Here is a 13,081-nt window from a genome sequence, read left to right as displayed (position 1 = left end):
GTGCCCGCCAGCCACCGCACACGGCAGGTGGTCCGGTACCTGCCGGTACTGCCCGCCGTCGTGCTTTTGCTTGTGTTCCTCGCCGGACCGGTGCTGTGGGCCTTCCACGCCTCGCTGGCCAACGCCGGCCTCACCGGGCGGCACGCCAGGAACCCCGACTGGGTGGGCCTGGACAACTACCAGCGGCTGCTGCACGATCAAACTTTTCCGCTCTCCTTGGCGTTGACCGTCCTCTTCGTCGCCGGATCTGCGATCCTGGGCCAGAACGTGCTGGGGCTCGCCCTCGCAGTCCTGATGCGGCGCGCACGCCCGGTGGTTTCGGCAATTGTTGGGATCGCCGTCGTGGCCGCCTGGGTCCTGCCGGAAATCGTGGCGGCGTTCGCGGCCTACGCCTTCTTCAGCCGCGACGGGACGCTCAACCAGCTGCTGGGCCGGCTGGGGCTGGCGGAGACCGACTGGCTCTACGTTGTTCCCATGGCAGCCGTGATCCTGGCGAACGTGTGGCGCGGGACTGCCTTCTCCATGCTGGTCTACCGCTCCGCGCTTGGCGGAGTCCCCGGCGAGCTGGCCGAAGCTGCCCAGATGGACGGTGCCGGCGCCTGGCAGCGGCTGGTGTTCATTACCCTGCCGGTGATCCGGGGGAGCATCGCGACCAACCTGATGCTGGTCACGCTGCAGACCCTGGCCGTCTTCACCCTGATCTGGGTCATGACCGCCGGTGGTCCTGCCAACGGCAGCACCACCCTGCCTGTCCTGGCCTACCAGGAAGCCTTCAAGTTCGGAGACATCGGCTACGGCACCGCCGTAGCTACGGTCCTGATCCTCATCGGCGGAGTGTTCGGGGGAGCGTACCTTCGTTTGCTGAGGGAGCAGAGGCCATGACCGGTAAACGCAGCACCCTGGCGGATGTGGTCCTGCTGCTGATTGGCGGGTGCTTCCTGCTGCCGCTGCTCTGGCTGGTGCTCGGCTCGCTGGATCCTGCGGCCGGCCATGCGGTCAAGGTCCCCCAACAGCCGGGCCTGGACAACTTTGCCGCCGTCCTCACGCCGGAACTGTTGTTCCGGCCACTGTGGAACAGCCTGCTGCTGTCGGCAGGGACAGGGATCGTGACGCTGGCGGCCGCCGTGCTCGCCGCGTACCCTTTGTCCCGCTACCGCTCCCGCTTCAACACCCCGTTCATGTCAGCCATCCTCTTCGGCACCTGTTTGCCCGTCACGGCCATCATGGTGCCTGTCTATGGCATGTTCGTGCAGTTCCGGCTGCTGGATTCCCTCCCGGCCACGGTGCTGTTCCTGGCAGCCACCAGCCTGCCCATGGCCATCTGGATGACCAGGAACTTCATGGATGCCGTGCCCCTGGCGCTGGAGGAGGCAGCCTGGGTGGACGGCGCTTCCCGGCTGGCGGGCCTGCGTTCAATCGTCCTGCCGCTCATGGGGCCGGGTCTTGGCGTGGTGTTCATCTTCGTCTTCATCCAGGCCTGGGGGAACTTCTTCGTCCCGTTCGTGCTGCTGCTCTCCGAAGCCAGGCAGCCGGCAGCCGTATCGATCTTCAGCTTCTTCGGCCAGCACGGGGCAGTTGCCTACGGCCAGTTGGCCGCATTCTCGATCCTTTATTCAATTCCGGTCCTGGCCCTCTACGCCATCGTGGCGCGCGGGTCCGGCAATTCGCTGGCCCTGTCGGGAGCTGTCCGGGGCTAGTCGATGTCCTCGAGCACCACGCCGAACGGCAGGGTGTCGTCCAGGTGCGCCTGGTGGCCGTGGTGGGTGTCCACCACGCGGACGCCGTGCAGCTTTTCGGCCGCGGACTGCATCAGGATGGGCCTGACAGTGTCGATGACCACCTGGCTCTTGTCGGCGAGATATTCCTTGTAACTGGCTGGGAGCTCAATCATGGCAAAAGGATAGACCTGCCGGACCCGCATGGGGAGGGGTGCCCATTGCCGGACCCGGGCTGCCCGGCTTGGATAGGATGGCGGACGGGACACGGCCGGCCCGGACCGCGCGCCCAAAAACGTCATCAGGGGGAAACCAGTGCTTTCGACCAGCGTGCCCGCACGAATCCAGCCTGCGGAGCTGGCCAGGGCGCAGCAGGTGGCCGCCAACATTTCACGCAGTTTCGACGCGAAGGTGGTTGGACAGTCCCGGCTGCGGGAATCAGTGTTGGTGGGCCTGCTGACCGGCGGCCACATCCTGCTGGAGAGTGTGCCGGGACTGGCCAAGACCACCGCCGCGCAGACCTTGGCCGACGCCGTCAGCGGTGAATTCCGCCGGATCCAGTGCACCCCGGACCTGTTGCCCAGCGACATCGTGGGAACCCAGATCTACGATGCCGCCAAAGGCAGCTTCCACACCCAGCTCGGCCCGGTCCACGCCAACATTGTGCTGCTGGACGAGATCAACCGCTCCAGCGCCAAGACCCAGAGCGCCATGCTGGAGGCGATGCAGGAACGCCAGACCTCCATCGGCGGCCAGGACTACCGGCTGCCCTCCCCGTTCCTGGTACTGGCCACCCAGAACCCCATCGAGCAGGAGGGGACCTACCAGCTGCCCGAGGCGCAGATGGATCGGTTCATGCTCAAGGACGTCCTGGATTATCCCAGCCCGGCGGAAGAGGCCGAGATCATCCGCAGGATCGACGCCGGCGTCTACACCCCGGAGCAGAAGCCTGCCGCTGCGGCCTCCCTGGACGCCGTCACCGAGGTCCAGCAACTGGCTGCCCGCATCTACATTGATCCGGCGGTGATCAACTACATCGTGGGGCTGGTGTACGTGACCCGGAACGCGTCCCAGTACATTGATGCGAGACTTGCCGGATTCATCGAGTTTGGGGCCAGCCCCCGGGCCAGCATTGCCTTCAGTCAGGCAGCCCGGGCGGTGGCCCTGCTGAACGGCCGGGACCATGTGATTCCCGAGGACGTCAGGTCGCTGGCCCACCGGGTGCTCAGGCACCGGCTCATCCTGAACTTTGACGCGGTGGCCGAGCAGGTTCCCGTGGAATTGGTGATCGATGCCATCGTTGCCGCCGTCCAGACTCCTTGACCCCGCATGGCCACCCTGCTCCAGCGCGTGAAATCAAAGCTTGCCATCTTCGCGCACCGCAAAGCCCGCGGCATGCTCGACGGCGAATACGGTTCCGTGTTCAGGGGCCGCAGCCTGGACTTCGACGACCTGCGCGCCTACGTCCCCGGTGACGAAGTCCGCGACATTGACTGGAAGGCCTCGGCGCGCCACGGCTCGCCCCTGATCCGGCGTTACGTGGCCGTCCGCAGGCAGACAGTCCTCCTGGTCGCCGATACCGGACGCAACATGGCGGCGGAGGCGCGGTCCGGGGAAGTGAAGAAAGACATCGCCGTGCTGTCCCTCGGGGTCCTGGGCTACCTGGCCCTCCGCCACGGCGACGTGGTGGGACTGGTGTGCGGTGACTCGGCCGCAACCCGGTCCTTCGCGGCGAAGAGCGGAGAGGCACACCTTGAACGGCTGCTCCGGCACGTGGACTCACACACGGGCCTCGACGCGCCCGGCAGCAGCATCCGGGACCAGCTCGACTATGTAGCGCGGAACATCAGCGGACGGCACCTGCTGTTCGTCGTCGCCGATGAACTGGCTGCGGATGATGCCACCGGACGCCTCCTGCGCAGGTTGCGCGCCCAGCACGAGATCCTGTGGCTGACGGTCAGGGATGCCGAACTGGTGCCCCCACCCCTGGACGACGCAAAGTCGAAGTGCGCCGGCGACTCCTACAGCGTGGCCGATTCCTCCCTCCTGGCCTGGCAGCCGGCCACATCCTCCGTGGTGGCGGCTGCCTACGCCACAGCCGCCGCGGAACGTGGCGCGGCCCGCAAAGCCATGCTGCAATCGGCCGGGATCACCGAAGGTGAGGTAGCCGGCAGCGGGGATGTCATCACCGGCCTGTTCGCCCTCCTGGAGAGGCACCGGCGTGCAGGCTGACCCGGGATTCTACGGGCCGCTGCAATACAGTACGGCCTGGACGTGGTGCGGAGCGGCACTCCTGGCCCTGGTGGCAGGATGGTACGTCGTCGCGTTCGCCACCACGCGTTCCCGTGCGCGCTCCACGCCCGGCCGGCCCAGCCCCCGGTCCGCCCTGACGGACCTGCCCGGGCTCAAAGCGGCGTACCTGCAACGGATCCGCGATGTGGAGCAGGAGGCGGCGGCGGGAAACCTTGACGCACGGGCAGCGCACCAGCAGGTCAGCCTCCTGCTGCGCGGGTTCGTCCGGGACGCAACGGGAGTCGACGCCACCAGGATGACGCACGAGGACCTGGCCCGGCACCCGCTCCCGGCGGCAGCACACGTCATCGAGGCCCTGTACCCCGCCGAATTCGGTCCCGGACCGCTGCCTTCCGTGGGCGCATCGGCAGCAAAAGCTTCCGAGGCGGTGCGCGCGTGGAGCTGATCTTCTGGTGGCTGCTGCCGCCCGCCGCTCTGGCCGCCGGCGCAGCGGCGTGGGTTGCGCTGCGCCGTCGCCAGGGATTCAACGCACGACGCCGGCCCGTGGCGCACGCCGACAGGCTCACCGCGCTCCCGGAATACCAGGCAGCCCTCCGCCGGCACCGCCGCCGGCTGGCAGCCGCCGGGGCCGCCTGCGCGGTGCTGCTGGCCGCCACCGCCGTTGCGGCAGCGCGGCCGGCCGATGTGACCACCATCCGTCCGGAGCAGCACAACCGCGACATCATGCTCTGCCTGGACGCCTCCGGCTCCATGAGCAGCGCCGACGCTGAAGTAGTGGACGTCTTCGCCGGCCTGGCGAAGAACTTCCACGGCGAGCGGATCGGCCTGACCATCTTCGACAGCAGCGCCATCCAGGTGTTTCCGCTGACCGACGACTACGCCTACGCCCAGGAGCAGCTGCAGGCCGCCAAGGACGCCTTCGACGGCAAACCCGGCAGCTCCGGATTCCTGGACGGCACCTGGAGCGGCCGGGGATCCTCGCTCATCGGTGACGGCCTGGCATCCTGCCTCAACAGCTTCCCCGGAGCCACCGGAGGACCTTCCGGTACGGCCGGGAACGCGGCAGACGGAAACACTGCCCCCGCGCGCCCGCGCTCCGTCATCCTGGCCACCGACAACTTCCTGTCCGGCAAGCCGATCATGACCCTGGACCAGGCCACACAGTTGGCGAAGGAACGGTCCGTGCACGTCTACGCACTGAATCCGGGCGACCTTGACTACGGCAGCGGTGCCGGCCAGCCCGGTGCCCAACTCCGTGACGCTGCGGAGTCCACCGGCGGTTCGTACCACGCCCTTGACAGTCCCGACGCTGTGCCGGGAATTGTCACCGCCGTGGAGCAGACCGAAACAGCGGCGATCCAGGGAGCACCGCGGGCCGTGTTCTCGGAAGTGCCGGGCCTGCCGCTGGGCTTTGCGCTGCTGTCCGGGCTCATCCTGTGCGCGGTCCTGTGGCCCCTGCAGCGGACACCACTGCCCAGCCGCGAGGCGCTGCGGCGGGGCGGGATCGTCCTGCTGGTCCTGGTGGCAGCCCTCCGGCCCACCATGCCCGGCGGGTCGGTACAATCCGCCACCGCCGACCTGAACGTGTTCTTCGTGGTGGACACCACCACCAGCATGGTGGCCGAGGACTACGGCAACGGGTCCCCGCGGCTGGACGGCGTCCGCAAGGACATCATGGCCATCGCCGAACAGTTGCCCGGCGCCCGCTTCTCCGTCATCACCTTCGACACCACGGCACACGTCCGGATGCCGCTCAGCACCGACACCCTGGCGCTGGAAACCATCACGGACGTCATGGAACCCCAGGTGACCGCCTACGCCAGGGGCAGCAGCATCACCGCAGCCAGGCAGGTTCTCTCCGAACGGCTGGCCGCCGCCCGGGACAGCCGGCCGGACCGGCCCCGGCTGGTGTACTACCTGGGGGACGGCGAACAGACCAGCGGCAGGGAACCGGAGGCCATGAAGGTCGACGGCGGGCTGGTGGCCGGGGGTGCGGTGCTGGGTTACGGAACCTCCGGGGGCGGCCGGATGAAAGAGAACACCGGACAGGCTGCCGACGCCCGCGGACCGGGCGGCAGCGGCGCCCCGGCACCACCGGCGACCTACGTGCAGGACACCCGGCCCGGCAGCTCCGGGGACGCGCGGTCCGTCATCGACGAAGGACGGCTGCGGACCATCGCCTCCCAGCTGGGCGTGCCCTACCTCCACCGTGCATCCGGCGATCCGGTGGCGGACATGATGGAACAGGCGCGCCCCGGCAGGGCCGAACGTTCAGACCAGGACGGTTCGCTGGCCGCGGCCACTGAGCTTTATTGGATCTTCGCCGCCGGAGCTTTCCTGCTGGCACTGCCCGAAGCGGTGGGTATCATCCGTCAACTCCACGGGCTCCGGCCCGCGTCCCGCAACGGGGGTAAACGGTGAACGCCAACATCCGAAGGCGCCGACTGCTGCTGTGGTCCGCCCTGCCGGTGCTCCTGGCGCTGTGTGTCGCCGCCAAGCTCCTCAGCCTGGGGCTCCTCGCACGTCAGGCCGCCGCCGGTTTCGAGGCTGGAAACGCATCCGCCGTGGGCGGTGCGGCCGGCGGCCTTGGAATAGCCAACCTGGCGGAGCCGCACAAGGCGCCGTTCGCCGCCGGCGACGCCGCCGTGCTGGCCGGGGACGACCAGGCTGCCCGGACCTTGTTCGAACAGTCGCTGGCGATGGTCGCGGGCGGATCCGGTGACGAATGCCCGGTGCGGGTGAACCTGGTCCTGGTGATTGAACGCCTGGGTGACCAGCGCCTCCAAACCGGGGACCCGGCGTCGGCCGTTCCCCTCTTCAAGCAGGCGCTGGACGTTGCCGGGCAGGCGCCGGAAAGCTGCCGGTCCAACGACGCGGAGGGCGGAACGGGCAGCCGGTTGTCGGACGCTGAAGGGCGGCTGAAAGACAAGCTGGGCGCTGCCGGAAACAAGGCGCCGCAGGAACCTGCGCCGGCGGGGAAGACGTCCCCGGACCCGTCCAATGAGAACCGGCAGGGCCAGCTGGACCAATTGCAGGACAGTGCCCGGCAGGCCGAACGGGAGCGGAACAGCGGGCGCGAACGGGAGGAGTACCTGGACGGCAACGGCGGGGCCGCCCCGGAGCAACCTTGGTAGGGCGGCCCCGGACGAACATTATTCTGTTGCCGGAAGAAACAACCTGTAAAACTGCGTCTTAATTCGGCGCCGACTTGTCCCCGGCCCGCCGGGCCCCCTAGAGTCGTAGACAAGTTACCGCGGTAACGTGTCAGCGATCCTCCGCTCCGGAGGGTGTGGGTGCCCCCATGTGGGCCTGACATTTGCTCACGGACTACTTCATTCCAGGCGTAACAGTCGCGGCTGCGTCCTCGTGGAGTCCCTCCGTGTTCCCAAACTCAAATTCATTGCCGGTTGTCCGCCTCTTCAGGCAGGCAGCCCCAATGGCCTAAAAGCCAAGGACGCAAATGTCACCACCAAGCCTTATTGACGCACATCCCCAGCTATCCGAGACCGCCCCGGTGGCGCTCTCCTATGAACTGTTCCCCCCGCGGTCGCCCTCGGCGGCGGAGACCCTGTGGACCACAATTCGCGAGTTGGAGACCACCGAGCCCGACTACGTCTCCGTCACCTACGGCGCCAGCGGATCCAACCGGGACACCGCGCTCGAGCTCATCAACCGGCTTCTGGTTGAAACCACGCTGCGGCCACTGGCCCACCTGACCTGCGTGGGCAACACCCCCCAGGAACTCGCTGCGATCATCGGCGACCTGCTGGACATCGGGGTGCGTGGCATCCTCGCCCTGCGCGGCGACCTCCCCAAGGACGGCGCCCAGCCGGCGGCCGGGTCCCTGCGGTACGCCCAGGACCTGATCGACCTCATCCGTCGCGTGGAGCAGCGCCGTTCGGCCCTGCTCTGTGCCGGGAAGATTGCCGTTGGCGTGGCCGCCTATCCCACCCGCCACCCGGAGTCACCCAGCGAGGACCACGACGTCGAAGTGCTGCTCGCCAAGCAGCGTTCCGGCGCCGATTTCGCCATCACCCAGGTGTTCTTCGAAGCCGCGCAGTACGAGGACCTGCTCAGCCGTGCCCGCCGTGCCGGCGTGACCATTCCCATCATCCCCGGCGTCATGCCGTTCACCAGCCTCCGCCGCCTCAAGCGGCTGGGAGAGCTGGCAGGAGTCGAACCGGCACCCAGGCTGATGGATCGCCTCGCGGCTGCCGATAACGACATTGAACGGCTCCACATCGGCGTCGACGCCACCGTCGACCTGGCAAACGCCGCCCTCGATGCCGGAGCTCCCGGACTCCACCTCTACACCTTCAACGAGCACCAAAGCGCGCTGGAAGTCCTGGACAAGCTTGCCCTGCCGCGCCACCACCGCAGCAGCCACGCCCGGGCTGCCGTTGCACGGCCCCAGCTGGCCAGCTGAACGCCGTCCCGGCACCCCTTCACGCCTTAAAGCGCTAACCCACGCCCTTTTGACCTACCTCCGACCTGAGGAACTTTGCCATGCCTGAAAACAACACTCCCTTCCCGTCCGCCTCACTCCTCGGCTACCCGAGGATCGGCCGCCGCCGCGAACTCAAGAAGGCCGTCGAAGCCTACTGGGCCGGCCGGATCGACGCCGCCGCGCTGGACGCCGCCGCCAAGGACATCCAGCTGTCCACCGCCAGGCGCCTCCAGGACCTCGGACTGACCGAAGCCGCGGCCGTCCCCGGCACGTTCTCCTACTACGACCAGGTCCTGGACACCACCGCCCACCTGGGTGCGGTGCCCGCCCGCTTCGGCAGGCTCCTCAACGCCGCCGGGCAGCTGGACATCGACGGCTACTTCACCCTGGCCCGTGGCACCAAGGAGCAGCAGCCACTGGAAATGACCAAATGGTTCGACACCAACTACCACTACCTGGTTCCGGAAATCGGTCCCGGAACCGAGTTCACCCTGGCGTCCACCGCCAAGGTCGACGAGTTCGCCTTCGCACTGGCCCACGGCATCGAAACCCGCCCCTACATCGTCGGCCCTGTCACCTACCTGCTCCTGTCCAAGGCCTCCGACGACGCCCCGGCCGGCTTCGCGCCGCTGTCCCGCCTCGAGGACATCCTGCCGGTGTACGTCCAGCTGCTGGAGAAGCTGGCCGCCGCCGGCGCCGGCTGGGTGCAGCTCGACGAACCCGCGCTGGTGGTCGACGAGGACACCCCCGCTGCAGAGGTCGAAGCAGCAGTTGCCCGCGCCTATGACGTCCTCACCGCGGCGGCCAACCGCCCGCAGATTCTCGTGTCCACCCCGTACGGGTCCCTCGCCGGCCAGCTGGGGACGCTTGCCGCCACCAACATCGACGCCCTGCACATCGACGTCTTCAAGGGCGCCGTTCCCTCCGCCGCAGCACTGGCGGGCCTGGGCAACAAGACCCTGGTTGCCGGCGTCGTGGACGGCCACAACATCTGGCGCAACGACCTTGCTGCTTCCGCCGCGAAACTCGATGACCTCAAGGCAGCTGCCGGGAAGGTGACAGTCTCCACGTCAACCTCAACCCAGCACGTCCCGCATGACGTTGACGAGGAGACCCAGCTGCCCGCGCAGCTCCGCAGCTGGCTGGCGTTCGCGGACCAGAAAGCCGTCGAAGTCACCACCCTTGCCACCTACCTGGCAGACCCTGCCGCCGCCAAGGCCGCCATCGACCAGGCAACGGCCGTGATCGCATCCCGTGCTGCCGCCGAAGGCGTCCACCGCGACGACGTACGGGCCCGCACCGAAGCCCTGACCGGAGCGGACTTCACCCGGTCCGACTACGCGGTCCGTGAAGCGGCCCAGGACGAGGCGCTGCACCTGCCACCGCTGCCCACCACCACCATCGGGTCGTTCCCGCAGACGTCAGAGATCCGCTCCGCCCGTGCGCGCAACACCAAGGGCGAACTGGGCGACGGTCAGTATGAGCAGCTCATGAAGGACGAGATCAAGCGCGTGGTGGAGCTGCAGGAAGAGCTGGGCTACGACGTCCTGGTGCACGGTGAGCCCGAGCGCAACGACATGGTGCAGTACTTCGCGGAGAACCTGGAGGGCTTCGACGTCACCGTCCACGGCTGGGTCCAGTCCTATGGGTCGCGCTGCACCCGCCCGTCCATCCTTTGGGGCGATGTCACCCGCAGTGCCCCCATCACCGTCAAATGGGCGGAGTACGCGCAGTCCCTGACCAGCAAGCCGATGAAGGGCATGCTCACCGGTCCGGTTACCATCCTGGCCTGGTCCTTCGTCCGCGACGACCAGCCGCTGGGCGAAACCGCCAACCAGGTGGGCCTGGCGCTGCGGGACGAGATTGCCGATCTCGAAGCCGCCGGCATCAAGGTCATCCAGGTGGACGAGCCCGCCCTGCGGGAACTGCTGCCGCTGCGCAAGGCAGACCAGGCCGACTACCTGAAGTGGTCCGTCGGCTCCTTCCGCCTGGCCACGGCCGGCGCCGCCGATTCCACCCAGATCCACACGCACCTCTGCTACTCGGAGTTCGGCGTGATCATCGACGCGATCGACGGCCTGGACGCCGACGTGACCTCCATCGAAGCCGCCCGCTCCCGCATGGAGGTGGTCCACGACCTTGAGGCCCACGGCTTTGGCCGCGGGGTGGGCCCGGGCGTCTACGACATCCACTCCCCGCGCGTTCCCGGCGAGCAGGAAGTCACCGAGCTGCTCAGCACCGCCGTCAGGCACGTCCCGTCCCGCCAGCTCTGGGTCAACCCTGACTGCGGCCTGAAGACCCGCGGCTACGCCGAGACTGAGGAGTCCCTGCGCAACCTGGTCAAGGCCACCCAGGCCGTGCGCGCCGGCCTGCTCGAAACGGCGAAGTAAGACAACGCGCGACGACGGCGGGTCACTCTCGGTGACCCGCCGTCGTCGTCTCTTTCATCCTCACGGCGGAGATGAGCAGCCACACGGTCCAGGCGAGGATGGCTACAATGCCCACCAGGGTGGGAAGCGTGTTCGCTGCTGAGAATCCCGAGGCCCCGATAATCCAGCCCTGGACCAGATAGGCCAGTCCGGACAGCGCCATGAGGTAGCCGATCACGCGGGAAACGTCGCGCGCCGCTGCGACAGCCACACCCCACAGCACCAGTGCGGCGCCCAGCAGGAAGTTCTGGTAGCTGCGCATTCCCCATTCCAGCCAGCGGATACCCTCTGCCGTGGCGAACCGCGCCGCCTTCTCCGGCTCGGGCGCAGCGGTCCACGCATCCACCGCCTGCTTCAGGGCCACGCCGTCCACCGCCTGCAGGGCCGCATAAAGCGCCAGGGCGGCAGCCGCGGAGAGAACACCGAAGCGGGCAGTCCAGGACACGGCGTACTGCTGGACGTCGACGGTGGGCCAGAGGGCCACCAGGCCGGCGCACACCAGGGCCACGCCTATGAACTGGCCCAGATGGACGGCGGTCCAGGTGCCGCTGCCGGCGTAGGCGGTGAATGAGGCAACGTGGTCGTTTGCGTCGTGGGATTCGGCGTGGAACACCCCGGCGACAATCGAAACGGCCACGCCGGCGAGCAGGAGTATGGCCGAAAGCCGCCAGGTCCGGGCTCTGACATCTTTCATGGGTTCATGCTGGAACCGGGCCCGGGGGAGGGCCAGTGCCAAAGGCCCCTTTAGGACTCCCAGACGATTTCGTCGTCCACCACGCCGTCCTGGTCAGCGGATGCCACCAGGACCTCGTCGGTGAAGTGCTCCCCGAGGGTGAAGTCCAGGACGAAATAGCGTTCCGGCTGGCCGGGGTAGATGGCTACGTGCCCCAGTTTCAGGGCCTTGAGGAACACCTCGTTGGTGAGCTGGCTCCGGTCCTGGACGCCAAAGACCTTGTGCAGCTGCTCGTCCTTGAGCGCGTTGCAGTGGAAGTGCAGGTATTCCTGCGGGCTGGTGCCCTCCTGCTCCAGCTCCTCGGCGATCATTTCCCGGACCTCGTCCACCAGTTCAGGCAGGAAGCGGAGCCGGTATTCGACCTTGCGCAGTGCGGCTTCATCGAAGTGCTCGTGGGCGTTGATGTTCAGGTCGAGTTCCAGCGGATGGCCGCGCAGCTCATGTTTGGCGGCAAAGAGATGATCCATGCCGTGGTTGAGCTCAATCTCCCCAAAGTGCTGGCTCGCTACCTTGTTCATAGTCTCAACATAGACCCGAAGGGCAGACCATTCCAGCGTTCGCGCCTAATTCACCGCGGTGCGCATTCCGGCGAGAGTCTCGGCCAGCAGGTCAACGAAAAGCTGCACCCGGGCCGTTTTCCGGTCATTGATCAGCAGCGCAAAGACGTTCCGGGCCAGCCGGATTTCCGGCACGTCCAACACCACCACCCCCGCTGGCTTGTTCCGGAGCGCCAGTTCCGGAACCAGGGCGGCCCCCAGGCCCGCGGCCGCCATCTCCAGGCTGGCGTGGAAGTCGTCGCTGTGCGCCACCACCCGGGGGTGCAGGTTGCAGCCGGCAAACAGCCGCTCAATCACCATGGCGTCGCTGGTGCCGGGATGGTGCATGATCCAGGGCATCTCCGACAAGTGGTCCGCCGCGACCTTCGCGTCGGCCCGGAAACCCCACCCGGCCGGCAGCACCACCCGGAAGTCGTCGTCGCCGATCCACTGCCGATTAATGGTGTTGGGCCACGCGAAACCGGTCTGGCCCACCTGGAACACCACGGCCAGGTCCAGGTCCCCGCCGGTGCGCAGCCCCTGGATGGTCTGGCCCGGTTCCGCCACGGAAACCCGCAGGTCAATGCCCAGCTTCTTCCACGCCGGATTCTTGAGGATCCGCGGCAGGACATAGGTGGCCAGGCTGGGAAAAATCCCCAGCCGCAGTTCCTGGCTTCCGGTGTCCTGCGTCCTTGACGCCGCGGCCATGAGTGCCTCGATGTCGGTGAGGACCTTGGCGGCATGCCGGGTCATGACGACGGCGGCTTCCGTGGGGATCACGGCGCGCGCCGAGCGCTGGAAGAGGGTTACGCCCGTTTCCCGCTCCAGCGCGGACATCTGCTGGGAGACGGCGGAGGCCGTGTAGCCGAGCGTTGCGGCTGCCGCAGCGAACGAGCCCAGCCGCGTGACCTCCAGGAGGGTCTTCAGGTGCACGGGATTTACCACCAGTTCACAGTACTGCACCCATC

The 13,081-nt window shown here is 67.6% G+C and carries 13 protein-coding genes; 9 read left to right on the top strand and 4 right to left on the bottom strand.

Going from position 1 to position 13,081, the window contains the following annotated elements; all coding sequences use genetic code 11:
* Both ACZ9J7_RS18285 and ACZ9J7_RS18280 read left to right on the top strand, forming a co-directional pair.
* Positions 1-882 carry a carbohydrate ABC transporter permease gene (locus ACZ9J7_RS18285; protein ID WP_476211396.1) on the top strand — a complete coding sequence of 294 codons (882 nt, stop codon included), beginning with the start codon at positions 1-3 and terminating at the stop codon, positions 880-882.
* The gene (locus ACZ9J7_RS18280) at positions 879-1,697 is read left to right on the top strand and encodes a carbohydrate ABC transporter permease (protein WP_476211395.1); all 819 of its coding nucleotides are present in this window, start codon (positions 879-881) and stop codon (positions 1,695-1,697) included. The genes ACZ9J7_RS18285 and ACZ9J7_RS18280 overlap by 4 nt, the downstream gene beginning before the upstream one ends.
* On the opposite strand, the gene ACZ9J7_RS18275 is transcribed toward ACZ9J7_RS18280, so the two are convergent.
* Positions 1,694-1,921 carry a hypothetical protein gene (locus ACZ9J7_RS18275; protein ID WP_476211394.1) on the bottom strand — a complete coding sequence of 76 codons (228 nt, stop codon included), beginning with the start codon at positions 1,919-1,921 and terminating at the stop codon, positions 1,694-1,696. The two genes, ACZ9J7_RS18280 and ACZ9J7_RS18275, sit on opposite strands and share 4 nt — an antisense overlap.
* 109 nt (positions 1,922-2,030) lie before the next feature.
* On the opposite strand from ACZ9J7_RS18275, the gene ACZ9J7_RS18270 reads away from it, so the two are divergent.
* The 7 genes from ACZ9J7_RS18270 (at position 2,031) to metE (ending at position 10,805) form a co-directional block, all read left to right on the top strand.
* Positions 2,031-3,038, top strand: coding sequence for an AAA family ATPase (locus ACZ9J7_RS18270; RefSeq protein WP_476211392.1), 1,008 nt, complete (start codon positions 2,031-2,033; stop codon positions 3,036-3,038).
* Positions 3,039-3,044: 6 nt separating this feature from the next.
* Positions 3,045-3,947 (top strand): DUF58 domain-containing protein, encoded by a 903-nt coding sequence (locus tag ACZ9J7_RS18265; RefSeq protein WP_476211390.1) that lies wholly within the window; start codon positions 3,045-3,047, stop codon positions 3,945-3,947.
* Positions 3,937-4,413, top strand: coding sequence for a hypothetical protein (locus ACZ9J7_RS18260; protein WP_476211388.1), 477 nt, complete (start codon positions 3,937-3,939; stop codon positions 4,411-4,413). The genes ACZ9J7_RS18265 and ACZ9J7_RS18260 overlap by 11 nt, the downstream gene beginning before the upstream one ends.
* A complete protein-coding gene (locus ACZ9J7_RS18255) occupies positions 4,404-6,389 on the top strand; it encodes a vWA domain-containing protein (protein WP_476211386.1) in 1,986 nt (661 codons plus the stop codon). Before ACZ9J7_RS18260 ends, ACZ9J7_RS18255 begins: the two co-directional genes overlap by 10 nt.
* The gene (locus tag ACZ9J7_RS18250) at positions 6,386-7,102 is read left to right on the top strand and encodes a hypothetical protein (RefSeq protein WP_476211385.1); all 717 of its coding nucleotides are present in this window, start codon (positions 6,386-6,388) and stop codon (positions 7,100-7,102) included. The genes ACZ9J7_RS18255 and ACZ9J7_RS18250 overlap by 4 nt, the downstream gene beginning before the upstream one ends.
* A 326-nt stretch (positions 7,103-7,428) precedes the next feature.
* The gene (locus tag ACZ9J7_RS18245) at positions 7,429-8,394 is read left to right on the top strand and encodes a methylenetetrahydrofolate reductase (protein ID WP_476211384.1); all 966 of its coding nucleotides are present in this window, start codon (positions 7,429-7,431) and stop codon (positions 8,392-8,394) included.
* A gap of 80 nt (positions 8,395-8,474) precedes the next feature.
* Positions 8,475-10,805 (top strand): 5-methyltetrahydropteroyltriglutamate--homocysteine S-methyltransferase, encoded by a 2,331-nt coding sequence (gene metE, locus ACZ9J7_RS18240; RefSeq protein ID WP_476211382.1) that lies wholly within the window; start codon positions 8,475-8,477, stop codon positions 10,803-10,805.
* Between the two features lie 22 nt (positions 10,806-10,827).
* Here the strand turns inward: metE and ACZ9J7_RS18235 are convergent, their stop codons facing one another.
* The 3 genes from ACZ9J7_RS18235 to ACZ9J7_RS18225 are packed head-to-tail and all read right to left on the bottom strand — an operon-like array spanning position 10,828 to position 13,058.
* Positions 10,828-11,538 (bottom strand): DUF4386 family protein, encoded by a 711-nt coding sequence (locus tag ACZ9J7_RS18235; RefSeq protein ID WP_476211381.1) that lies wholly within the window; start codon positions 11,536-11,538, stop codon positions 10,828-10,830.
* 50 nt (positions 11,539-11,588) lie between these two features.
* Entirely contained in the window at positions 11,589-12,095 is a 507-nt protein-coding gene (locus ACZ9J7_RS18230) for a DUF2004 domain-containing protein (protein WP_476211380.1), read from the bottom strand.
* A 45-nt stretch (positions 12,096-12,140) separates the two neighbouring features.
* On the bottom strand, positions 12,141-13,058 hold the full coding sequence (locus ACZ9J7_RS18225) for a LysR family transcriptional regulator (RefSeq protein ID WP_224026280.1): 918 nt from the start codon (positions 13,056-13,058) through the stop codon (positions 12,141-12,143).
* Between the last annotated feature and the right edge of the window lie 23 nt (positions 13,059-13,081).

The sequence above is a fragment of the Pseudarthrobacter sp. TE9888 genome (assembly GCF_056279345.1).
The sequence above is the reverse complement of the archived record's forward strand: the minus strand, read 5'-3'. Positions and strand labels throughout refer to the sequence as shown.